This window comes from Lentzea sp. NPDC051213, assembly GCF_044455585.1.
Lineage (GTDB): Bacteria > Actinomycetota > Actinomycetes > Mycobacteriales > Pseudonocardiaceae > Lentzea.
The window spans coordinates 266994-291772 of the sequence record NZ_JBITEX010000006.1 but is presented as its reverse complement, the minus strand read 5'-3'; the positions used below and the strand labels follow the sequence as shown (position 1 = coordinate 291772).

Genomic DNA, 24779 nt, shown 5'->3' with positions numbered 1-24779 from the left:
GGAGAATGCCGTGCCGTACATCGATGTGAAGTTGTTCGAGAGCAGGCTTACCGATGAGACCGAGAAGGAGTTGATCACTCGGATCACCGATGCGGTGGTCGACGTGTTCGGGGAGTCGATTCGTGAGCACACTTGGGTGTCGCTCACTGGGATTCCCAGTCATCGGTGGGGGGTTGGCGGCGATCGCGGCTGACTGGCTTTTTTTGGGGGCGCGGCGATCTCTTTGGGGGTCGCCGCGTTCTGTCGTTTAGGGCACGCCTGCGGCGACCCGGCATATGCCCTCCTTCGTCGGGCGTGTGCCGGAACGAATTTCTGTGGTTGCGTTGCGTTGGTGGTTGCGGGGCGTGGTGTTGTTTCTTTGTTTTGCTGCCGGTTGTGTAGGTGGTTGCTAGTGGTTGCGTGTGTCTAGAGAGAAGAGCGCGCACGGTGCCTATGGGGTCTGACCTGCTAGTTCGCTCGTGTGGGTGACACCTTCTGGTCTAGTGATCTTGGGCGGGCTAATAGAATTGCGGCATGGAAGTCGTCGAGTTTCTGGACGCTCTCGCGTATCACGACAAACAGATTGCCTATCATCAAGCGCAGCTCATGCGCACCCTCGCTGATTACGCCATCGCATGTGAGGGCGAAGAGTTTTTCGATGCTGAGATCGCCGCTGCGATGCGGTGGACGTCACGCTGGACCAGTGACCAGGTGGCGATGGCCCTGGACCTGGCTTCGAAGTTGCCTGCCACGTTGGATGCCCTGGAGAAGGGTGAGATCGACTTCTACAAGGCCCGCGTGCTCTACGACAAGACCATGCCGCTGACCGCAGAGTTGGCGGCGCAGGTCGAGGAACGGGTGCTGGCCAAGGCGCCAGACCTGACCAGTGCGCAGATGCGGCAGCTCACCAACCGCGTGGTGATGCGGGTCGATCCCGAAGGTCAGCGGGAGCGGGCCGAGCAGCGCAAAGCCCAGCGCTGCATGGGAATCGACGCGCTGGAAGACGATGTGGCGCGAGTGTGGGCCTTCCTGCCCGCGCATCTGGCCACGGCCTGCTATGCCCGTGTTGATGCGATCGCTCGTCAGGTGAAGACGCCGTCTGATCCTCGGACGCTGGACCAGATCCGTGCGGATGTGTTCGCGGATCTGTTGCTGGCGACGCCGGACGGGGCCAGTGCGGTGAAGGTCGAGCTGTATGTCGCTATTTCGGCGGCGACGGTGATGGGCTTGTCCGAGCAGCCGGGCGAGTTGGCTGGCTATGGCCCGATCACCGCTGACCTGGCGCGTGAGTTGGCTGGGGATTCGACGTGGCGGCGGTTGCTGACCGAGCCGGTGACCGGTGCGGCGTTGGAGTTCGGCACCAGCACCTACCGGCCGCCGAAGGCGCTGCGCAGGTTCATCTGGGCCCGCGACCGCACCTGCCGCCACCCAGGCTGCATGCGCCCGGCCCAGAAGTCCGAACTGGACCACACCGAACCGTTCCCACTCGGCCACACCTCCGAAGCCAACATGGGCCCCTTCTGCAAACGCCACCACCGCGTCAAACACCGCACAGCCTGGGAAGTCACCCAGCCGACACCCGGCACGTTCTGCTTCCGCAGCCCAGCAGGCAAGACCTACCGACGCGACCCCGAACCAGTCCTCGGCGACCTACCGCCCTTCTGATGATCACGGACGAAGCCCTTGGTCGATCGTGACCAACCAAGGGCTCCCGCGACTCAGTCCTCGCGAGTCCGCAGCGCGGCCACCGCAGCGACCCCGGCCAGCACCACCGCACCCACCAGCGCGGTCGCGTGCCGATCACCCGCGGTACCGAGCAGCACTCCGCCAACCGCAAGCCCGACGGCACCACCAAGCTGCTGGGCGCTGGTGACGAGCCCACCGGCAACACCGGCGTTCTCGGGCGCTACCCCGGCCACCGCCAGCTGCGCGGTAACCGGCAGCACGGTGCTGATCCCGAACCCGAAGACGACCAGCCCGGGCAGCAGCGCCCGGTAGTCACCAACCAGCACACCACCGGCGAGCAACAGCCCACCCAGCGCCACCACGAGCGTCGCAAGCAGCAGAAGTCGTTGCGGCGCCATGCGTTGCGCCAGCCGTGCACCGGTCTTGATGCTGGCGAACGACCCCAACGCGAACGGCACGTAAGCAAGACCCGCAAGCACCGGCCCGAAACCCAGCGTCCGTTGCAGCTGCAAGGTCAACGTGAAGAACACACCGAACAACGCACCCGTCGCGAGCACACCAGCCACCAACGCGGCAACGCGAACGCGCGAGGACAGCAACCCGGCCGGCACCAACGGGTTCGCCCCGCGCTTCTCCGACAAGGCGAACAGCGCGAACAACACAGCGGCCAGCGCGAGGAAGCCCACGGACCGCACCAACGAGTGCGCTTCGGCGAAGCCCAGCAGGCCGTACACGGTCGCGGCGACCGCCCCGGTCAGCAGCACCGCTCCGGCCAGGCCCACCCGGACATCGCGCCCGCCAGCAGCCACACCGCGCGTCAGCATCGGCAACAGCACCAGCGCGACCGCGGCCACCGGCAGGTTGATGAAGAACACCCAGCGCCACTCCAGCAGGCCGGTGATCAGGCCGCCCAGCACGACGCCCGACAACCCGCCGGTCACCGCGACGCCGCCCCAGATCCCGAACGCGCGGCCGCGCTCGGCCGGGTCGCGGAACACCACGGTGATCAGGCCGAGCACGGTCGGCGACGTCAGCGCGGAACCGATGCCCTGCACGAACCGCGCGGCGACGAGCTGCCACGGTTCCTGGGCGACACCACAGGCCAGCGACGCCACCGCGAACAACGCCGTGCCCGCAACGAACGTGCGGACCAGACCGATCCGGTCACCGATCCGGCCCGCCGCCACCAGCAGGCCGCCGAACGCGAGGATGTAGGCGTTGACGACCCACGGCAGCGCCGCGGGTGTGAAGCCGAGCTGGCTCTGGATGCTCGGCAACGCGACGTTGACCACCGTGTCGTCGACCATGAGCATGAACTGCACCAGGCAGACCACGCCGAGGATCTTCCAGCGATGCGCCAGCACCGCCGAGTTCGTCGTCGTTGCCTCAGTCATGGAACAAACCTTCCTCGATCTTCATTTGAGCCCTAGTGCCGTGACCGTCAGCATTTGCCCCGTATTTCGGTGGTCAGACGGGTGCATCGTGGTGCCGGCCCCGCGTCCTCGTACTGGTTGTACGGGGGCGCGGGGCCGGTGCCGCGAGGCGCCCTGCTGAGCGCCGGAAGACGCGGTGAATGCTGGCGGTCACGGCACTAGTTAACCGGGCCACTAGCGCCAGGACCTCGTGTTCTGGTCGAGGCTCGCTCGAACGGGCGGCTGACTAGCGCAAAATCCTCGAAGGTTGCTCGAGGTCCGCTCGAACGGGCATGTCGAGCACCAACGGAGCCTCCGGCGTCCACGGGAAACCGGTCCGCAGATGCACCTCCGGGATGTCCGGCCCGACCACCTCGACAGCCGCCGCCAGCAGCGTCGACGCCATCGGTTCGAGCTCGACGAACTGCCACCGCCCCGCCAGGTCGTCGCGCGGCGGACGGAACGACCGCAGGCGTTCGCCGTCCAACGCGAACCCGAACGAGTCGAACGGCAGCGCGAGACCCAGTCCCCTGGCCTTCGCGTAGGCCTCCTTCAGCGTCCAGAGGCGCAGCACTCCGCGCCGGCGAGCCGCGTCCGGCAGGCCGGCGAGCCACTGCTGTTCCTCCGGCGAGAACGCCTCGGCGACGGCGTCGATCGTCTTGACATCCTCGCGGTCGAGCCGTTCCACGTCGACGCCGATGCGCCGGTGGCTCGTGACGGCGATGACGTTCACGCCGCGCGTGTGCGACAGGTTGAAGTCGATGCCCTCGTCCTCGTACGGCCAGCCGCCGACCGGTGGTTCCAGGAACGGCCGGCCGCGGTGGCTGCGCCAGAAGCCCAGCTGGTTCTCGGCGACACCGGTGTGCAGGGCGAGCACGCGCCGCACGAGCGCGTGCGCTACCAGGTACTGGCTGCGGTCGTGGTCGAACACGAACCGCCGCGCGGTCGCCCGCTCCCGTTCGTCCAGCCAGCGGCGTTCGAGGTCTAGCGCGTCCTGCTCGGCCAGGTCGGTGTTGCCGCACAACCACAGTTGCACGGAGTCGCCGACGGCCAGGCGTTCAGCCGCTGTGGTGGGGACCATCGTCGACCGCCCTCCGCACGTCCGAGACGATCCGGTCGACGAACTCCTTGATGTACGACCGGAAGTAGAAGTGGTCGCCCGGATAGAGGTGCAACCCCAGGTAACGCGTCGTGTGCTCGCGCCAGTCGGCGAGCCGCTGCGGCCGGACGACGACGTCTCGATCGCCGCCGAACACCGAGAGCGGCACCGGTAACGCCGGTGTGCCGTCCCGCGGCCGCCAGGTCTCGACGAGCCGCAGATCGGTGCGCAGCAACGGTTCCAGGAACGCCCACCAGTCCGGGTCCTCCAGGACCTCGCGGGGTGTGCCGCCCATGTCGGCCAGCGACCTGCGCAGCTCGGCGTCCGGCATCAGGTGCCGGGTGCGCAGGTCGAGGCCGCCGTCGGGCCGGGGTGCTGCCCGCGCAGACAGGCCCAGCCAGTCCGGTGTTGGAAGGTCGTCCGCCACTAACCGTTGCGTCAGCTCATATCCGGTCAGCGCACCCATGCTGTGTCCGAAGAGGACGAACGGTCGATCGAGCAGTGGCGCCATGTCCTCCAGGAAGAACGAGACGAGGTCGTCGGTCTCGCCGATCGGCGCCAGGTCCGACAACCGGCCACGGCCGGGTGCCTCCAGCAGACACACCTCCCAGTCGGCGGGGAAGTGCCGGACCCAGTCGCGGAACAGCAGGTGCGAGCCGCCCGCGTGGTGCAGGAGGAACACCCGCCGGACCGCGTCCGGCACCGGCTGCGGGCAGAGCACCGAACGCTTCACATGTGTGCCGATCATGCCGCCACCTTCACCTTCCTGATCTGGCGCACCATGCTGGTGAGCGTCGTGCCGCCGATCTCGACGAACTGGGCGTCGTCGCGTTCGGTCAGCGGCTGGATGGACTCCGCCCAGCGCACCGGGTGGTCGATCTGCCTGATGAGCAGCTCGGCGATCCCGTTCTGCGGATAGGGCAGTGCGGTGTGGTTGGCGATCACCGGGAAGCGCAACGGGCCGAACCGCACCGAGCGCAGCACCGGTGCCAGCTCCTGGGCGGCGGGCGTCATGTAGCGCGAGTGGAACGGCCCGCTGACCGCGAGCTTCTTCGCCATGCGCGCGCCCGCGTCCTCCAGGATCGTGCCGAACTCCGCGAGATCGTCGACGGGCCCGGCCAGCACGGTCTGCTGCGGCGTGTTGAGGTTCGCCAGATCGATCGTGTCGAAACCCGCGCGCAGCAACAGGAACCGGATCAGCGTCTCGTCCAGGCCGACCACCGCGGACATGCCGCCGCCAGTTATCCGCGCCATCGCCTCGGCACGGGCGGCGACGAGCTTCAGCCCCTCGGCGAACGTGAAGGCACCGGCGGCCTCCAGCGCGTTGTACTCGCCGAGGCTGTGGCCGAGCGCGAGCTCAGCCGGACCCGTCTCCGCGAGCTTCGCCCGGTACGCCAACGCGTTGACGACGTACATCGCCGGCTGGGTGTACCTGGTGTTGCCGAGCAGGCCGTTCGGATCCTCCAGGCACAGGGTGCGCAGCGAGTAGCCGAGCAGGTCGCTCGCCTCGCGCTCGAGCTCCGGGTACCGGTCGAACTCGGCCCGGCCCATGCCGACCCGCTGGGCGCCCTGGCCGGCGAACAGGAAGATCCTGGTCATCGCGTGTTCCCTTCCCTGTGTCGGCGCACGATGCCGGCGACGTTGCGCGCCAGCTGTTGCACGTTTTCCCCCGTCAGCAGCGACACGTGGTTGCCGGGGATGATGTGCACGGTCAGGTCGGGACAGTGGTCCTCCCAGCCGAGACCGGGCGTGCGGTAGTAGTCGGCGGCGGCCGCGAAGTCCGCGTCACCGCCGAAGGTGGTGTCGGCCGCCCGGAAGAGGGCCACCGGACCGGGGTAGGGCTGTGGCTCGTGCCGTTCGATCGCGGCCAGCGTGGTTGCGAGCAGCGCGTACGGATCGCCCTGGCCGGTGCCGGTCATCCAGTCCGCCACCGCGGCCAGCTCGTCGAGGTACGCGGCGCCGGTCTCGGGCGTCTCGCCCGTGCCGGAACCTTCCCGGTCGTGGCTCCGGACCTGGTTCAGGAAGCTGTTGTCCGCCTCGGTGTCGGTGGTCGCGCCGGTCGGCGCCGCGGCGTCGATCAGCAGGACCAGCGGGGTGCGGCCGGTCTCCCGGTGCACCAGCCTGGCCAGCTCCTGCGCGAGCACGCCACCGCCGGAGAACCCGCCCAGCACGATCGGTGCCGCGGTGAGCCGTGGCAGCAACAGCCGCAGGTAGTGCTCGGCCAGTTCGGGCACCGAGCGGTGCACCGGCTCGCCCGGCTCGTCGACGCGCGGGTCCCTGATGCCGAACACGGCCTCGGGGCCGTCGTAGCGGCGGGCGAACTCGGCGTAGCACGCGACCTGCCCGCCCGGCGGGTGGATCAGGTACAGCACCGGTTCCAGTCCGGGGCACAGCGGCACGATGGGCGTGCGCGCCACCTCGGTCTGCCCGCCGAGTGCCGCGGCGAACGCGGCGGCGGTCGGGTTCGCGAGCAGGTCGTCGAGGCGGACGGGGGTGCCGCACCGCTCACCGATCTCGCGCAGGAACCGGCCGGCGAGCAGGGAATGCCCTCCGCTTTCGAAGAAGTGGTCGGATGGCAGGACTTCCGGCACTCCGAGCACCTGACGCCACACCTGTTTCACGGTCTCGGTGAGCGGCTCGTCCGGCCACTCGGCGAGCACGGTGCTCTGGACCTGCGGACGCGGTGCCACGACCGGCAGATCGCCCAGCCCGTCGACGAGTTCGGCCACGGTGAGCGAGTCGAGGCGCTCCAGCCGGGTCAGCACCTCCTGCCACAGCTCGGCGATGCGCCGCGCGGAGTCCGTGCCGATGACGGTGCGATCGTGCACGACGGTGAGCACGACGTCCTTGTCGTCGTGGTGCAGCAACAAAGTGCACGGGTACGCGGTCTCCGCACCCTTGACGGTCGGTTGCTCCACGGCGATGCCCGCGTCGGCGAGCAGCCGGCCGACCTCGCCGAGCGAGCTGGGGTAGTTCTCCACCACCAGCAGGCTCTCGAACAGCGGGACACTGCCCGGCCGGCCGCTCCAGTCGTGCACCTGGCCCGTGGACACCCACTCGAACGTCGCGGTGTCGAGCGCGGCCTCCCGCACCCGGCCGACCAGGTCGAGCACCTGCTCGTCCGGCCGCACCTGCACGGTGAGCGGCAACGTGGTCATCAGCAGGCCCGGAATCCGTTCGGCACCGGGCAGGTCGATCCCGCGGCCGGACAACGTGACGCCGAACGCGATCGCGCGGTCGTCGGTCGTTCCAGCGAACCGCCACAGCAGCGCGGCCCAGATGGTTTGCAGGACGGTGTTCTCGGTCGCCGCTCGTGTGGAGACAACGGCGCGCAACTCCGCCAGCCGTTCGGCGGGGAACCTCACCTCGACGCGACCGACGCCCTGTTCTGCCACCGCTTCGCCGCTGATACCCGGCGCGGTCGCCGGGTCCAGCCCGCACAACCGGGACGACCAGAACCCTTCCGCGTCGGTCGTGTCCTGAGCCTCGAGCCACCGCGCATGGGTGCGCGCGTCCGGCTCGTCCGGGTCGATCGGCCGCGGGTGGCCCAGGTAGTGCAGGTAGAAGTCCTCCAGCACCAGGGCGGTGCTCCACCCGTCGAGCAACGCGTGGTGGAAGCTGAGCAGCACGCGATGTGCCTGCCCGTCGGGCACCAGTGCGAGGCGCAGCAGTGCGGGTTCGCCGAGGTCGAACCCGCGGGCCCGATCGGCGGCCAGCAGGTCGTCCCACGCGGTGTCCGAGTGGACGCGGACCTCGGGTTCGACATCCGGGTGCACCAGCAGGCAGGGCGTGCCGTCCCAGTTGAACGCCGCGCGCAGGGCCGCGTGCCGGCGCGCGGTGTGGCGCCACGCGGCGGTGAACCGTTCGACGTCCAGCGGCCCGTGCCACACCCAGCTCATCTGCTCGACGTAGCGGCCCGTGCCGCGGCGGGCGAGCGAGTCGACGAGGATGCCGTACTGCTGCGAGTTCAGCGGCACCGACTCCGGTTCACGGTTGGCCGTGAGCTCCGAGATCACCCTGGTCAGCTGCGCCAGCAACGCTTCGACACCGTGCTCGTCGACGCCGTCGAGTTCCGCCGGCGCCCAGGTGGCGCCGAGCCGCAGCCTGCCGTCGCGGACGATGCCGTACAACTCGACGGTGTGGGTGCGTTCGGCGCGCGGAGACCGTTCGCCCGGCACCGCACCGTCGACGACCGTGAACCGCTCCCCTGCCGCGGACGAGTCGATCTGACCGAGGTAGTTGAAACACACCAGCGGTTTCGGCAGGTCGTCGAACTCGGCCCGCAGCAGCCCGAAGCCCACGCCACCGTCCGGCACCGCGGCCAGCTCGTCGCGCACCGCGGCCAGGTGGGTGAGGGGATCTGCCGTGCGTTCCACGCCGAGCACCACCGGGTACAGCGCGGTGAACCAGCCGACCGTGCGCGACACATCGCCGGTCGCGGTCTGCCTGCCGTGGGTCTCCACGTCGAACGTGACGGTGCCGCAGCCGCGCCAGCGAGCCAGCGCGAGCGCCACGAGCCCGGTCAGCACGTCGTGGATCGGCATGTCCACAGTGGACCCGAGAAGACGCGCGGTCGTGTCCTCGTCGAGCACGGCCTCGGTGCGGCGGGTCTCGCCTTCGACGCCGGTGGACGTGCTGCTCAGCCCGTCCACCGCCTGGCGCCGACGGGCCACCGACCGCCAGTAGGCGATCGTGGCCTCGTCGGCCGCCAGCCCGGCGAGCCAGCTCCGGTAGGACTGGCCCTCGTCGGGCAACCGCGGCAGCTCACCCTGTTCGAGCGCCGCCACGGCGAGGTCGAGGTCCTCCAGCAGGATGCGCCAGGAGACCCCGTCCACCGCGAGGTGGTGGACCACGAGGAGCAGCAGGTCGGTGCAGTCCTCCGGGTTGTGCAGCAGGCGGGCGCGCACCAGTTCCCCGTCGGTGGGGTCGAGCGAGCGCTGCACCTCGTGAATCGCCCGGTCGCGTTCCTCGGCCGAGGTGATCTCGACCGCGTCGAACACGCGCTTCGGGTCGCCCAGTTCCGGGTGGACCAGCGTCAGCGACTGCACCGCGAGGCTCAGCACCAGCCGGTCGACCGGACGGGTCAGCTCCAGCAGCACCGACTGGTTCCAGTGGTGCTGGTCGGTCCGCACGGTCGCGAAGAACCACTCCTGGATCGGCGCCCACCGCGGCGCGTCGACCGGTTCGGGAGCGATGTCGACGCCGGTGCCGACGGCCGCGGCCAGGTCGGCGAGCACAGGGCTGCGGTGCAGTTCCCGGACGTCGAGCTTGAGTCCCTTGCGGCGCAACGCGGACACCAGCCGCATGGCGAGGATCGAGTCCCCGCCCGCGGTGAAGAAGTGGTCCTGGTCGCCCGGAACACGGCCGAGCACATCAGCCCACGCGGCTCGCACCAGTTCCAGCGCCGCGGTACCGGCCCGAGCCCGCGTCTGCTGGACCGGCACCGCGACAGGCGCCGGTGCGGGCAGCAGCTTGCGGTCGGTCTTGCCGCTGGGCAGCCGGGGAAACTCCGCCAGCGCCAACAGGTGCGGCGGCACCATGTACGGCGGCAGCCGGTCGGCGAGCACCGCCCTGACCGCCTCGACGTCCACTTCGGACGGTGTGACGTACCCGATCAGCTGCCCGTGCCCGTCGTCGTGCCTGCGCACGATCGCGACCGCGTCCCGCACACCGGGCGCGGCCAGCATCGCGGCCTCCACCTCGCCGAGCTCGACCCGGAAGCCGTTGAGCTTGACCTGGTGGTCAAGCCTGCCGAGGTACGACAGCCCGCCTCCAGGAAGCTCGCGCACGAGGTCACCGGTGCGGTAGATCCGCTCGGTCACCCCGTCCAGCTCGACCTCGCGGAACTGCTCCGCGGTGCGTTCGGGGTCGTCGTGGTAACCGTCCGCGAGCGCGTCGCCGGCCAGGCACAGCTCACCGGGAGCGCCGGGCGGGACGGGCCGCAGCCGCTCGTCGAGCACGTGGCAGCGGATGTTGTCGAGCGGGTCGCCGATCGGGACATCAGCCTGACCGGTCCAGCGCCCGGACGGCGTGCTCGCGTCGAACACGGTGGCGTACACAGTGGCCTCGGTCGGGCCGTACGCGTTGTACAGCTTGGCTTTCGTCGCCTCCTGGCACGCGCGGCGCAGGTGGTTGGTCAGCGCCTCCCCCGCGCTCACGACCGCGCGCAGTGCACTGTTGCGCCCGAACGCCGGGCTGTCGACGAGCAGCCGCAGCAACGCGGGCACGACGTGCAGCAGCGTGACCTCGTTTCGGCGCAACGTCTCCGCCATCACGTCGGGGTCGCGCTGCTCGCCGTCCGGGACGACGACGAGGCAGGCGCCGCACACCAGCGGCACGAACAGCTGGTGCAGCGTCACGTCGAAGCTGAGCGTGCCGGAGAACGCCATGACGTCGTCCGGGGTCACGTCGAAGTAGCGGCGGCTCCAGGCCAGGTGGTTGACGAACGCGCGGTGGCCGACGACGACGCCCTTGGGCACGCCGGTCGAGCCGGAGGTGAAGAGCACGTACGCGGGTTCGCCTGCTCGTGCGCCGGGTTCGACCGGTGGGTGGGCACCGAGCAGGTCGGTGAGCTGGACGCCACGTACACCACCAGGAGTAGCACGGTCGGACTCCTCCCTGATCACCAACGCGAGCTGAGCCCGCCGAGCGATGTCGTCCAACCGATGATCGGGGTGCGCCGGATCCAAAGGCACGAACACCGCCCCCACCCGCAACACCGCCAACACCGCCAGCACCTGGTCCGCACTACGCGGCAACCAGATCCCGACCGTGTCGCCCGCCCGAACCCCATTCGCCCGCAGCCCCGCCGCCAGCGCCCCAACGTGCTCATCCAACGAGCGATAGGTCCACTCCCGCGAACCTTCTCGCAACGCGACCCGATCCGCGAACTCCGAAGCGGCACCCCGAAGCAGCTGATCCACGTCGGCATCACGGTCGAAGTCGCAGGTAGTCAGGTCCTGCCGCACCGCCACATCGGCCAGCTCACCGACCGGCACGTCCGCGACGGCCATCGCCTCCACTGTGGACACGAGCTGCGCCGCGAACGCCGCCACCGTCCCCGCGGCGAACCGGTCGGTGGCGTACCGAAGCCGGCCGCGCAACCGGGAACCGTCGGCGAACATCTCCAGCGTCAGGTCACCGACGACCGGCTGGTGCACCTCCTCCAGCAGCCGGATGCGCAGACCGGGCACGCGATCACCGAACGCGTCGTGGTCGTACCAGCTCTGGTAGGTGAACACGCAGTTGAAGACCTCACCGGCCCCCGCGAGCTCGGCGATGCGCGGAAAAGGCAGTGCGGCGTGGTCGATCGCCCGCGCGAGCTCGGCCTGCGACGCGCGCACGTAGTCCGCGGGCAGCAGGTCCGCGCCGGCAGGCGACCGCACCGGCACGGTGTTGACGAAGCACCCGACGACCCCGTCCAGGCGGGGATCGCGCCGGGTGCTGACCGGCACCGCGACCGCGACCCGTTCCTGCCGGGCGTACCGGGCGAGGGTGCGCTGGTAGGCCGCGAGCAGGACCGCGAACACCCCGACGCGGTTGCGCCGCGCGAACGCGTTCACCGGACCGGCATCGATCTCCAGCGAGACATCGGCCGTCCCCGGTTCACCCGCGCCGTCGCTCGGCAGCTCCACCAGGCAGCCACCGGCGACGACCTCGCGCCAGTAGTCGCGCAGCGGTTCCTGATCGACAGCAACAGGAACGTAGACGGAGGGCTCGGTCTGCTCAGGAGCAAGCGAGGTGCCCGAACGCTCCGCCGCGTAGTGCCGCCACAGGTCCGCGACCAGCACGCCGGACGCCTCGCCGTCGAGCACAACGTGGTGCACCACCAGCAACAGGTAGTGCCGGTCCGGCGCCGCGGTCACCAGGACCGCGCGCGACATGCCGCTGACGTCGATGTCCAGCGGCGCGACCGACTCGGCCTGCAGCAGCGCCACGGCCTCGTCCCCGCTCAGTCCAGGAACCTCCACAAAGGACAACGGAATGGTGCGCGACGGGTCGGCCGACATCGTGAGGTCGGCCGGGATCGCGGTCAGCACCGGGTGGCGGCGCACGAGCGCGGCGAGCGTCCGTTCCAGTGCGGGCACGTCGACCTCGCCGGTGAGCTCGAAGGCGATCGGCACGTGGTAGCGCGCCGAGTCCGGCTCGGTCCGCTGCACGTACAGCAGTCCCAGCTGTTCCTCCGACAACGGCAGCGCGGACCACGCCACGCCGGCGATCGTGGTCACAGGTTCCCTCCAAAGGCGGCGACGGCGAGGTCGGCGATGTTGTCGGTCTCGAAGAGCGTTTCCAGCGGCAGATGCCCGCCGCCCGCCGCGGTCACGCGGGCCGCGATCCGTTGCAGCTGCCTGCTCGTCACGCCCAGCGCGAGCAGGTCGGCGTCCGGCGGCAACGACTCCGCGGCGATGCCGGTCTCCGCGCGGACGATGCTCACCAGCCGGTCGAGCGCGACTGACACGTCCCCGGACGGTGCAGCCGCAGCCTTGCCGCGCAAGCGCAACGGCGTCGGCGGCAACGACACCCGGCGTGCGCCCGAAACAACGGGCCAGTCCCCACCGTCAAGCCACCGCAGAGCCGACGACGACGGTTCGCCCACCACGCGGTCACCGGCGCGGATCGCCGCGGACAGCTCCCGCAACCGCTGCGCCGCGTTCTCCCGCGTGGCAACGACAATGGCGCGTTCCTTCCGCCCCGCCCTACCCTCAGCCAAGGTCCGCGCGACCGACGCGAGCGAAGGCCCCTCGACCGCATCGGCCAACGCCTCAGCCAGTGCCGCCAGATTCGCCGTGGTGTCGGCGGACAACGGCAGCACGTGCTCCTCGTCGTCCACCGCCTCGGTGAGTGCCGGCGGCTCCTCCACCACGAGGCAGCCGTACGAGCCGGTGCCCGCGAAACCGTTGATCAGCGCACGCTTCTTGAGCGCGCCGGTGTCGTCCGGCCGTGGCTGCCACGGCGTGGTGCGGCGGGCCAGTTCGACGGACGGCACGCTCACCACGTTGGGGTTGGGCTCGGACGTCAGCCGCGTCGGGTGGATCACGCCGGCGCGGAACTGGCAGATCACCTTGGCCAGCTGGGCGAACACCGAGGACGCCTCCAGGTGCCCGACGACCGGCTTCACCGATCCGACCACCACCGGTTCGGTGAACACGTGCCCGAGCCCGGCCACCTCCAGCGCGTCCGCGAGCGCCGCACCGCTGGCCGCGGCCTCGACGTAGCCGACCGCGTCCGGCGACACACCGGCGTCGTCCAGCGCGGCGCGCACGGTCTCTTCCTGCCGTTTGCGGCTGGGCAGGCCGAACTGCCGCGTCGTGCCCGAGTGCCGGACCGCACCGCCGCGGATCACCGCGTGCACCGGGTCCCCGTCGGCAAGCGCTTGCGCGAGCGGCTTGAGCAGCACCGCGCCGACACCCTCGCCGACGATCCACCCGCTGGCGCGGTCGGTGAAGGCGCACGAGTCGGTCTCCTCGGCGACGAGCCCGAGCTCGGACAGCACGTCGAGGTGGTCGGGGTGCAGCACCAGGTTGCTCGCGGCGGCGACGGCGGAAGTGCACTGGCCGCCGCGGATCGCCTTGACCGCCGCGTCGATCGCGGCCAGCCCGGAGACGCATCCGCTGTCCAGCACCAGGCTCGGCCCGGTGAGGTCGAACGCGTGCGAGATCCGGTGCGCGAGCCCGCCTCGGGTCGCGTGCGTGCCCGCCTCGCCGTCTGCCCGGCTGGTGACGCCGTACAGCGCGTGATCTGCCCACATCGCGCCGACGAACACACCCACCGGCCCGCTCGCCGCCAGTCCCGCCTTCGTGACGCCCGCGTCTTCGAGGCACCACCGGGTGGTGGTCAGCAGAAGTCGTTCCTGCGGGTCGATCGCCGCGGCCTCGGCCTCGGTGATGCCGAACTCGTCGCCCTCGTAGGAAGTCACGTCGTCGAGGTAGCCGCCGACCGTCGCACCGGCCCGCTTCGCGTTGAGGCGCAACGGGTTCCAGCGCTGTTCCGGCACCGGGCCGATGGCGGTCCCGCCACCGGCGAGCAACGCGTCGAACTCTCCGAGCGAGTCGGCGCCCGGCAGCTTCGCCGCGAACCCGATCACCGCGATCGGCTCGGTGTCGCTCACCTCGGGAACCGTTTCGCCTGACGTGAGGGCCTTGCGTCGCCGCGTGTCGCCGTTGCCGAGCGCGCCACCCCACAGCGAGACCAGCAGCTCCTGGTCGTCGTCGAGCTGGAAATGCGCACGGATGCCGTCGAAGTCCATCTCGCCGACCGGGCACATTCCCAGGCCGCGCGAGGGTGCGGCCGTCATCAGCAGCTGCGAGATGTGCCCGGCCTCCAGCCCGCTGTACTTGACCGCGAGCCGTTCGCCGTAAGCGGGCGCGATCGCTGCGGGCGTCGACACGAGGAAGATCCCGAACGCGGCCCCGCCGACCAGGGCGCGGTTGTGGTGCACCTGGGTGACCTCGGTGACGTTCAGCTTCGGGTCGACCCGGACCAGCGCCCGTTCGCCGGGGTGGACGTAGTAGAGACCGCCCTCCAGGCCGTCGACCCGGTCCTGCCGCACGTACACGTAGACCTGCACCGGGTAGAAGCCGCCGGCGGACGGGTAGCTCCTCTTCGTGCGGCCGTCGAGCTCGCCCGACGCGGTGAGCGCCAGCAGCCCCAGCAACTCCTGCGCCAGCAACGGCTCCGTCGTGAAGTCGCGGAACGACGAGGCCTCGAACAGCTCCAGCGGCGACGGTGCCGCGCCCAGCGCCAGCCGTGGCACGTCCTCCGAGATTCTGCGCTCGGAGATCCTGGCTTCCTTGAAGGCCTTCTTGGCCTCCGGGTCGAAGGCGATGCGGATGTCCGCGGCCTTCGGCTTGGCCTCTGGCTTCGCACCGAGCCCCGCCGCGATGCCGCGCGGCGTCGGGCTGTCGATCAGCACGTCCACCGGCACCTCGACGCCGTGCCGTTCGCCGAGCGCCTGCGCCAGCCGGATCATGGTGAACGACGTGGCGCCCAGGTCGAACAGGTCGACGTCGTCGCCGATCTCCTCGATGCCGAGCAGTTCGGCCGCGATCTTCGCGATCGCTCCGGCGTCGAATCCCGGTGACTCGACGGGCTGTTCGACACCCCCGAGCACGGTCACGAGGCCCGCCACCGTGGGCGTGTCGATCAACGCGTCGACCGGCACCGCGACACCGGTGACCCGTTCGATCTCCTGCGCGATCCTGATCACCGTGAACGAGGTCGCGCCGAGGTCGAACAGATCGACGTCCGGCGCGATCGTCTGGATCTTCAGCGCACTGGTCACGATCGACGTCACCGCGGCGAGCAGATCACCCTGCGGCTCGGTGCGGAACAACGCGGTGGCGACCTTGCGGTCGAGTTTTCCGTTGGGCGTCAACGGCAACGCGTCCACGAACCGGTAGAGGTTCGGCACCATGTAGGCGGGCAGCACGTCCTTCAACGCCTGCCGGATCGCCGACACCGACGGCGCCGCACCGGAAGCGACGCAGATCGCGGCCAGGTTCGGCTCGCCGTCCTCCCCCGTCACCGGCAGCACCCGCGCGTCGGCCAGGCCGCTGCGCGACACCAGCGCCGCCTCGATCTCCTCCGGCTCGATGCGCAGGCCGCGCAGCTTGAACTGGTTGTCGATCCGGCCGAGGTAGCGGATCTCGCCGTCCGGCCCGACCACTCCGAGGTCGCCGGTCCGGTACAGCCTTGGCGCGTAAGCGGTCGAGACGAACCGTTCCACGGTCAGCTCCGGCCGGTTGTGATAGCCCAGCGCGACGCCGTAGCCGCTGATGCAGATCTCGCCCTGCGTGCCGGGCGACACCTCGGCCAGCGACGAGTCGACGATGTGGATCCCGGTGTGCGAGATCGGGTGTCCGATCGGGACGGTTGGCTCGTCCCAGTCGGCCCGGCACGGCCAGTGCGTGACGTCGATGGCGGCCTCGGTCGGCCCGTAGAGGTTGTGCAGCTCGCTACCGCCGAGCACGTCGAAGAACGACTTCATGGTGCCGACCGGCAGCGCCTCACCGCTGGCGAAGACGTAGCGCAGCGAGGTGCAACGGCTGACCGACGGCTCGCGCAGGAACATGCCGAGCACCGACGGCACGAAGTGCGTGACGGTCACCGACTCCGCCCGGATCAGCCCGGCGAGGTAGCTCGTGTCGACGTGGCCGCCCGGCCTGGCGACGACGATCGACGCACCGGTCATGAGCGGCCAGAAGAACTCCCACGCCGACACGTCGAACCCGTACGGCGTCTTCTGCAGCACGCGGTCCGAAGCGTTGAGCGGGAACGTCTCCTGCATCCACACGATCCGGTTCGTCACGCCGCGATGCGAGTTGGGGCAGCCCTTGGGCAACCCGGTCGAGCCGGAGGTGTAGATCAGGTAGATCGGATCGCCCAGCCCGACGCGCACCTCGGGAGCCGTGTCGGGTTCCTGGGCCAGCAGTGCCGCGTCGCGGTCCGGGCAGATCACGTGTGCCCCTGCCGCGACCGACGCTCGCGCGCCGTCGGCGATCATCAACCGTGCGCCGGAGTCCTCGACGAGGTACTTGACGCGGTCGGGCGGGTTCACCGGGTCGACCGGCACGTACACGCCACCCGCGCGCACCACCGCGACCAGGGCCACGACCAGGTCGGCGGAGCGGTCCATGTGCACGGCCACGTGGTCACCGACCCGGCAGCCGTGCCGGATCAGGTGCTGTGCCAGACGGGCGCTGCGCCGGTCGAGCTCGGCGTAGCTCAGCACCTCGCCGGCCCACCGGATCGCCGGCAGGTCGGCGTTGCGGGCGAAGCTCTCCTCCAGATACTCGTTGATCGTCCACTTGGGAGTGTCGACGAGTGATCGCACCCGGCGTTCATAGGACGCGAAGAGCTCGGTCAGCCGCGCCGACGGCAGGGCGTCGCCCGCAGCATCCCACTGGCAGACCAGGCTGTCGCCCACGAGCAACGGGACGTTGTCGAGCCCGACCTGCGCGGTCTGCGACTGGCTGACCCGGATCTCGACCGAGTCGCTGTGGAGGTCCGCGGGCACGTCCGGCACGCGGGTGAACACGAGTGGCAGCCGCAGCGCGCCCTTGGAGCGGAACACCCGCTGCCGCTGCTGCCCGAGACCGGACCTCGTGGCGCCGCAGTCCAGGTCGGCCTTGACCCGGGCCCAGATCTCCCTGGCGCGGTCGTCGAACGCCGCGGGCAACGTGTCGTCGACGACCAGCCAGGACAGGCCGGTGAAGTCACCGACGATCTCCGCCGTGCCGGCCGGACGGTCCCACGACACCACAACGGTCGTGAACGGCTCGGTGAACTCGTCGCGCAACGCGTCGGTGTACGCGGTGAGCAACAGCATGTCCGCTGGCACGCCGATCTGCTCGGCGCGCTGCCGCAGGGCCGTCCACGACTCGAGGTCGAACCGGCGGTGCGTCCGTTCACCGCTGTCAGCGATCGGCGGACCGGACGGCAGTGCCGCGAACTTCTCGGCCCACCGCGCGGCCGCCTGAGCACCCTCGGGGCTGTTGGCGCGCTCGGCGACACCATGCAGGTAGCCGGCCAGGTCGTCCGCGCCACCGCCGAGCACGTTCTTGCCCTGCGACAAGGCGAAGAGCTGCCCGAACAGCAACGCGAAGCTCTGCGCGTCGGCCAGCAACGCGTCCAGTGCCGCGTGCAGCACGATGTCGCCGCCCGGCAGCAGGCTCGCTTCGAGCGCGTACATCGGGAAGCTGCCGAGGCCGAACGGAGTGTCCTGCATGCGTTGCGCGACCTCGGCGAGCCTGCGGTCGGTCTCGCCCACGCTCAGCCCGGTCAGGTCGTGCCGGGCGAACTCGTACGCGGGCACCTCGGCCCGCACGGTCAGCGTGCCGTCCGGCTGCACGATGCCGCGCAGCGCCGGGTGGTGCCCGACGAGCCGGCGCCAGGCCTGCTCGAGCCGGTCGACGTTGTGGCCGCGCAGCCGGAACTCCTGGTACACCCTGGTTTCGGCGGTGCCGGCCAGCCCACCGGCGCGTCCGGCGAGGTAGGCGGACTGCACCTCGGTGAGCGGTAAGCCGGTGATGTCGGACTGGGGCGCGGTGAGCACGTCCGCACCTTCGCGGGCGATGCGCCGCGGGACGTCGAACAGTCCCGCCACGCCGAGCACGTCCGTACCCTCGCGAGCGATGCGGTGCAAGACGTCGGACAGCCGCGCGAACGCCTGCTCCACCTGGGCCACGTCGAGCACGCCGGTGGCGATGTCCCAGGACAGCACCAGTCCGCCGTCCCGGCCGGGTTGCACGCACTGTTCGATGTGGACACCCGGCGTGTGCGTGATCGTCGAGCTGTCGTCGACCCGACCGGCCCACCCGTCGGCGTCGCCCGGCGTCAAGCTCCCGAGCAGGCTGGTGAACACGACCGGCACCGCACGCCCGGCCCTGGAACGGTCCTGGCGCGTCCACTCGCGGTGCGCCCTGACCCCGCTGACCGCGGAGTTCTCCAGGTCGCTCCACAGCTGGCGCTGCACGGCCTGCGTACGCTCGCCGAGGGTGCCCGCCTGCTCGGGCGCGAGGAAGATCGCGGTGGAGATGAACGGCCCGACGAGCCGTGCCACGTCGCGGTGCACCGGCGTGCGGTTGTACGTCGTGAGCACGACCGGCCTCGCGCCACCCAGCGCGGCCGTGTAGAGCGCGAGGAGCAGTGCCGACGGGGTCGCCTTGGCCGTGCGGGCCACCTGCTGCACCGCTGCCCAGTCGTTCTCGTTCAACGTCAGCGAAAGCCGCCTGCGCGCCCGGTCGTCGCCGTCCGGCCGCGCGGTGAACGGGGCAGGCTGGTCGAGCCGGGCGTCCGCGAGCTTCTCCCGCCAGTACCCGAGTGCCGAGGACAGCCGCTCCTGCGGGACGGCGGTCGCCTTGACGTAGTCGCGGAAAGAGAGCTCCAGCTGGGCCGGCTCGTCACCGCGATAGATGGCGTGCCACTGCTGCAGCAGAAGGGAAACGCTCGGCCCGTCCGCGACCAGCTCGTCCACGGCGAAGAACACCCGCGCGCGCCCGTTGCCGAGCAGCGCGACCCTGATCGCGAACAGCGGCCAGGTACCGGGGTCGAAGCCGTCGCCGGACGTGCTGTGCCGCAGGCGCTCCAGCTCGGCGGCCTGGTCCGCGGATGCCGACAGATCGGCCACGGGAACGCGGTAGTGCGGCACCTGCTCGGCAACGGACTGCGCCGCGTCCACACCGACGGTGACGCGCAACATGTCGGTGTGCCGCACGAGGCGGTTCCACGCGTCCTCCAGCCGGGGCACGTCGAGGTCGTCGACCTCGAACTCCAGCTGCACCTGCGTCCCGACACCGGTGCCGAGCCTGCGGCCGACGTAGAACGACTCCTGGATCTCCGTCAGCGGGAACGAGTTCTCTTGTGACATGGCAGCTACCCCCGGTGCGCCGTGATGTGGTCCGCCAGCTCGGTCAGCGGCCGTTCGGCCAGCTCCGCCAGCGGGATCGACATCCCGAACTGCTCCTCGATCTCGAAGCGCAGGTTCATCAGGTTGATCGAGTCGACGCCCAGCTCCGGCAGGGCGCGCTCGCGGTCGAACGGCCCCGTGCCGCCGACCGCCTTCGGCTCGGCGAGTGCGACGAGCCGGTCGAGCACAGACGTGTCAGGCACTGTTTCCTGTTCCACCACAACAGGAGTCGGCTCATCGACGACCAGCTCGCGGCCGGTGAACCACAACGGCCTGCCCAGCAGCGCGGACGGCGGCACGGGCACGATCCGATGCGCCCGCTCCCCGTTCAGGCTGAGGCCGTCCAGCCAGAGCCTGCCGATCTGCTCAAGCCTTCCGTTGTGCCACAGGCGTTCCACGAACTCTTGCGTCTCCGGCACACCAACCAGTGCGTGCTCGCCGCGCACCTCGCTGACCTCGGCCGCGGTGAGCCGCTCAGCGAGTTCGGCCCGGCTGCTCGCCACGACCGCGATCCGGCACGGCCCAGCCGCCCGGCCGGTGCGCAGAGTGGCCGCGACCGCGGCCAGGTCCACGTTCTCGTGCCGCACCCACTCGGCGATGCGTTGCGCGGTCGCCCGTGCGTGCTCCGGCGTAGGGCCGGAGACGAGGAACAGCTGCGGCCCCGACGAGCGCGCGATCTCCTGCTGCGGGTACTCCTCGATGATCACGTGAGCGTTGACCCCGCCCGCACCGAACGAACTGATGCCCGCCCGGCGCGGCGCGCCGTCGGACTCCCAAGCCGCCGGTTCGTGCTGAAGTGCGAACCGGGTCGGCGCGAGGTCGAGGTTCGGGTTGACCGGGTCGGCGTGCAGCGTCGGCGCGACCGTGCGGTACCGCAACTGCAGCAGCACCTTGGTCAGCGCGGCGATCCCCGCGGCCGACTCACCGTGGCCGATCGCCGACTTCACCGAACCGAGCGAGCACCGCGGCCCACCGCCGTAGGTCTGCACCAGACCGGCCAGCTCCACCGGGTCGCCCAGCTCGGTTCCCGTGCCGTGGGCTTCGAGCACGGTCACCGTGGCCGGGTCGACGTCCGCGTTGCGCAACGCCTGCCGCAGCACCCGTGCCTGAGCGAACGGGCTCGGCGCGGTGTAGCCGTTGGTGCGCCCGCCGTGTGAAACCGCGCTGCCGAGCACCACGCCGTGGATGATGTCGCCGGCCGCGATGGCGTCGGCGAGCGGCTTCACCAGCACCGCGCCCGCACCCTCGCCCGGCCCGAACCCGGCGCCACCCGCCCCGAAGCTGCGGCACCTGCCGTCCTCGGCGAGGAAACCGGACTGCCGCAGCATCCGGAACCGCGACGGGTGCAGGTAGAGGTTCACGCCGCCGACCAGCGCGGCCGCGCACTCGCCGCGCCGGATGCTCTCGCACGCCTGGTGCAGTGCCACGAGCGACGACGAGCAGGCGGTGTCCACCGGCTGGCTCGGGCCGTGCAGGTCGAACAGGTACGAGACCCGGTTCGCGAGGCTCCAGTAGTGCCCGGTCGGCATCGTGCGGCTGCCGCGCGCCCACTCCTCGGCGCCCAGCAGCTGGTAGTCGCTGGAGGTGACGCCGACGAACACGCCGACGCCGCGGCGCTGCCCGTCCGGCGCGACCAGCTCGTCCAGCCGGTCGCCCGCGTAGCCCGCGTCTTCGAGGGCCTCCCACGCGACCTCGAGGAACAGTCGTTCCTGCGGGTCGATGAGGGCGGCGTCGTGCTCGGACAGGCCGAAGAACTCGGGATCGAACCGGTCGATCCCGGCGAGGAAGTGGCCGCGTGCCGCAGGCGTGCCGGAGAAGCGGTCGGCGGGCAGGTCGGCGACCGTGTCGACGCTTCCGACCAGGTTGCGCCAGAACGCATCCAGGTCGGGCGCGCCCGGATAACGTCCGGCCAGCCCCACGATCGCGAAGCCGTCGCTGTTCTGCGGTACCTCGCGTGGCTTCTCCAACCGCGGAACCTCTTGCACCGGCAGCGCTGCCGTCAGGTGCTCGACAAGTTCACCGAGGTCACGCACCCCGTAGATCAGCTCCGGTCCGAGCGGCGCGACGTCCCGGCTCAGTTGTGCGACCAGAGTCCGGATCATCAACGAGTCCAGCCCGAGTGACTCGATGGTGGTGCTCAGCCCGAACTCGTGCGGCTGCCTGCCGAGCGCGGCCGCGAACGCCCCGAACACGAGTTGCGCCACCTCAGGAACGGCCACAGGCTTCGGTTCCGCGATCAACCCGTGTTCCCGCAGGTGCTCGCGCCACTTCGCCTTGTCCCCGTGGAACACCGACACGACCGCCCCGGTCTCCGGCTCGGGCGCCGCCAGCAACCGTTCCAGCGCGTCCAGCCCGAGCGAGACGGGCAACGGCACCATCCCGATCTGCTGCTCGACCACGACCCGGATCGGCTCCGGCACCGACATCCCGCCGCCGTCCCACAGCGGCCACTCCACGGACAACGTGCGACCAGACCGCGAACCCTCAGCGACGCGCCCGGCACGTTCCACCGCGAACCCGTCCAGATAGCCGTTGCCGAACGCGTAGTCGGTCTGCCCCATGTTGCCGGTCAACGCCGCAACCGACGAGAACAGCACGAACAACTCCAACGGCAGATCCGCCGTCGCAGCGTCCAACGCCCGTACCCCATCGACCTTCGGTGCGAGCACCGCAGCCAGATCCGCCGTCTGCTTGCGGGCCAGGAACGCGTCCCGCACCACCCCGGCGGCGTGCAACACGCCGTGCAGCGCGCCCTCCGTGGCAACGATGTCCTGCACCAGCGCGGCAACGGCAGCAGCGTCGGCGACATCCGTCTGCACGTAACGGATCCCGCCGCCAGGCGACTCGCGCGGCGTCCGGCCGCACAGCACGACCTTGGCACCGAACCGTTCCACGAGCCGGTGAGCCAGCGCCAGCCCGATGCCGCCCATGCCACCGGTGATCAGGTAGACGCCGCCTTGCCTGAACGCCGGTCCCTCCACGGAGGACAGCTCAATCGGCTCCGCGACCGTGCGACCCGGCGTGGAGATCGAGGCACGCGGGTTCTCCTGGCGCACCGAGCGGACGAACGACTCCACAGCTGCGGCAAGTGCACCTTCAGCCTGTGCCACCACAGCCGAGCCCTCGGCCAGCGCGGACCGCACCGACTCGAACCCGGCGATGACCGCCTGGTGTGACGGCTCGTCGAAGCGCACAACGACCCCGCCGGCGGCGACCGCGGACGCCGAACGCACCGGGCGCCACAGATCCAGCAGCTCGATGTCGGAACGAACCGGCACCACGCCGGGCTGAACTGGCGTCACGTCAGAGCGAACAGGCACCGCGTCCGACCGAACCTGCACCACGTCGTGGCGGTCCTTCGCGAACGGGTAGCCAGGCAACGCCAGCCTGCGGTACCGCCCAGCCGGATACACCTCGGCCCAGTCCACGTCCTCCCCACGCAGGTACGCCTCAGCCAGCCCCACCATCAGCGGCGGACCGGACAGCGGAGCCTCCCCCGCCAGTGCAACCAGCAACGCGGCCCGATCGCGCACGACGAACGCCGCCCGGTGCTCGTAATGTGTCCGCGCGACCGCGAGCGTGTGCGCGACATCCGCGACCGAAGCCTGCGCACCGGGCCCGGCCAGCCACCGCCGCAACTCGCGCCGAGCAGAAGCGAGCCCCTCCGGACGCCGAGCCGACAACGTGATCACCACAGATCCGTCCACAACAGACGGACTACGAAGAGGTGCCTGCTCCACGACAACGTGTGCGTTGGTACCGCTGAACCCGAAGGCGCTCACCGTCGCCCGCCGCGGACGATCCACCGGCGCCAGCGTCGTCCGCCGAGCAGCCACCGTGAACGGGCCCTCGGCGAACGGCACGGCCGGGTTGGCGCTCGACTGGTGCAGCGTCGGCGGCACCTCGCCGCTGTTCACCACACCGATCGCCTTGACCAGACCGGCCAGCCCCGCGGCCGCCGACGTGTGACCGACATTCGTCTTCACCGAACCGATCGGCACGCTGCCCGCAGGCAGTCCAGCCGGCCCGAACACCTCGTTGAGCGCCCCGACCTCGATCGGGTCACCGAGCGGCGTACCGGTGCCGTGGCACTCGACGTAGTCGATGCCGGCAGGAGAAACCCCGAACCGCTGGTAGGTCTCGCTGATCAACGCGGCCTGCGAACGGCCGCTGGGTGCCGTGATGCCGTTGGTCCGCCCGTCGGAGTTGATGCCCGAGGCGCGGATCACCGCGTGCACCGGGTCGCCGTCGGCGAGCGCACGGGACAGCGGCTTGAGCACGACGACCGCGCAGCCCTCACCCGGCACGATGCCGTCGGCACCCGCGTCGAACGCCCGCTCGCGGCCCGTCGGCGACAGCATGCCCGCGCCGCTCATGAACACGTACGGCAGCTCGGTCAGGTAGAGCGTGACGCCGCCGGCGATCATGAAGTCGGCCTCGCCCAGCCACAGCGACTGGCACGCCAGGTGCAGCGCGACGAGCGAGGAGGAGCACGCGGTGTCCACGGTCGCCGTGGGTCCGCGCAGGTCCAGCTCGTAGGCCAGCCGGGCGGCGAGCATCGAGTTCGAGTTGCCCTGCATCACCTGCGGCAACCGGGAGTGCTCGCTGTCGCGCTCGATCCGGTTCAGGTAGTCGTTGAGCATCACGCCCGCGTACACACCGCAGCGCGCGCCGGACAGCGCCTCCGGCCGCAGCCCCGCGTTCTGCAGGGCCCGCCAGGACTCCTGCAGGAACAGCCGGGCTTGCGGGTCGGTCAGCTCCGCCTCGCGGGGCGTCATGCGGAAGAAGTCCGCGTCGAACGCGGTCGCGTCCTCGATGAACGCGCCCCACTTCGACACCGTGGCACCGGCCGCGGCAGGATCGGGGTCGTAGAACCCGGTCCACCGGTCGGCGGGCACCTCGGTGACGAGATCGGTGCCGTCCAGCAACAGGTTCCAGAACTCGTCGGCGTTCTCGGCACCGGGGAAGCGCGCGGACAGGCCGATCACCGCGATCGGTTCGCGGTGTCCGACCGCCGGCTCGTTCGGCGCGGCCAGGTCGGGCTCGCCCCGTTCACGTTCCCCAGCGGCTGGCTCGCCCGTCTCACGCTCCCCAGCGACCGACTCGCCCAACCCCCGCAGCTGCGCCGACGCGGCGGCCAGATCGAGCTCACCCGAACCGACCCTGGTCAAGATCTCTCGTGCGTCCATGTTCCCTC

9 protein-coding genes are annotated in these 24779 nt (G+C 70.6%); 2 read left to right on the top strand and 7 right to left on the bottom strand.

Annotated elements, in window-relative coordinates:
- The first annotated feature begins 10 nt into the window (after nucleotides 1–10).
- Entirely contained in the window at nucleotides 11–193 is a 183-nt protein-coding gene (locus ACIA8G_RS27365) for a 4-oxalocrotonate tautomerase family protein (RefSeq protein ID WP_396421524.1), read from the top strand.
- Nucleotides 194–513: 320 nt separating this feature from the next.
- Nucleotides 514–1644 carry a DUF222 domain-containing protein gene (locus tag ACIA8G_RS27360; protein ID WP_396421523.1) on the top strand — a complete coding sequence of 377 codons (1131 nt, stop codon included), beginning with the start codon at nucleotides 514–516 and terminating at the stop codon, nucleotides 1642–1644.
- Between the two features lie 53 nt (nucleotides 1645–1697).
- Here ACIA8G_RS27360 and ACIA8G_RS27355 read toward each other — a convergent pair whose 3' ends face one another.
- From ACIA8G_RS27355 to ACIA8G_RS27325, 7 genes are all read right to left on the bottom strand, one after another.
- Complete coding sequence (locus tag ACIA8G_RS27355) at nucleotides 1698–3059, bottom strand: MFS transporter (RefSeq protein ID WP_396421522.1); 1362 nt, start codon at nucleotides 3057–3059, stop codon at nucleotides 1698–1700.
- 265 nt (nucleotides 3060–3324) lie between these two features.
- Nucleotides 3325–4158, bottom strand: coding sequence for a 4'-phosphopantetheinyl transferase family protein (locus ACIA8G_RS27350; protein WP_396421521.1), 834 nt, complete (start codon nucleotides 4156–4158; stop codon nucleotides 3325–3327).
- The gene (locus ACIA8G_RS27345) at nucleotides 4136–4924 is read right to left on the bottom strand and encodes a thioesterase II family protein (protein WP_396421520.1); all 789 of its coding nucleotides are present in this window, start codon (nucleotides 4922–4924) and stop codon (nucleotides 4136–4138) included. Before ACIA8G_RS27345 ends, ACIA8G_RS27350 begins: the two co-directional genes overlap by 23 nt.
- On the bottom strand, nucleotides 4921–5775 hold the full coding sequence (gene fabD / locus ACIA8G_RS27340) for an ACP S-malonyltransferase (RefSeq protein WP_396421519.1): 855 nt from the start codon (nucleotides 5773–5775) through the stop codon (nucleotides 4921–4923). Before fabD ends, ACIA8G_RS27345 begins: the two co-directional genes overlap by 4 nt.
- A complete protein-coding gene (locus tag ACIA8G_RS27335; protein WP_396421518.1) occupies nucleotides 5772–12404 on the bottom strand; it encodes an amino acid adenylation domain-containing protein in 6633 nt (2210 codons plus the stop codon). Before ACIA8G_RS27335 ends, fabD begins: the two co-directional genes overlap by 4 nt.
- Nucleotides 12401–19543, bottom strand: a complete 7143-nt coding sequence (locus ACIA8G_RS27330) for an amino acid adenylation domain-containing protein (protein ID WP_396421517.1) — start codon at nucleotides 19541–19543, stop codon at nucleotides 12401–12403. The genes ACIA8G_RS27335 and ACIA8G_RS27330 overlap by 4 nt, the downstream gene beginning before the upstream one ends.
- Before the next feature lie 5 nt (nucleotides 19544–19548).
- Nucleotides 19549–24771: an SDR family NAD(P)-dependent oxidoreductase gene (locus ACIA8G_RS27325; RefSeq protein WP_396421516.1), complete on the bottom strand. Its 5223-nt coding sequence runs from the start codon at nucleotides 24769–24771 to the stop codon at nucleotides 19549–19551.
- Nucleotides 24772–24779: the final 8 nt, after the last annotated feature.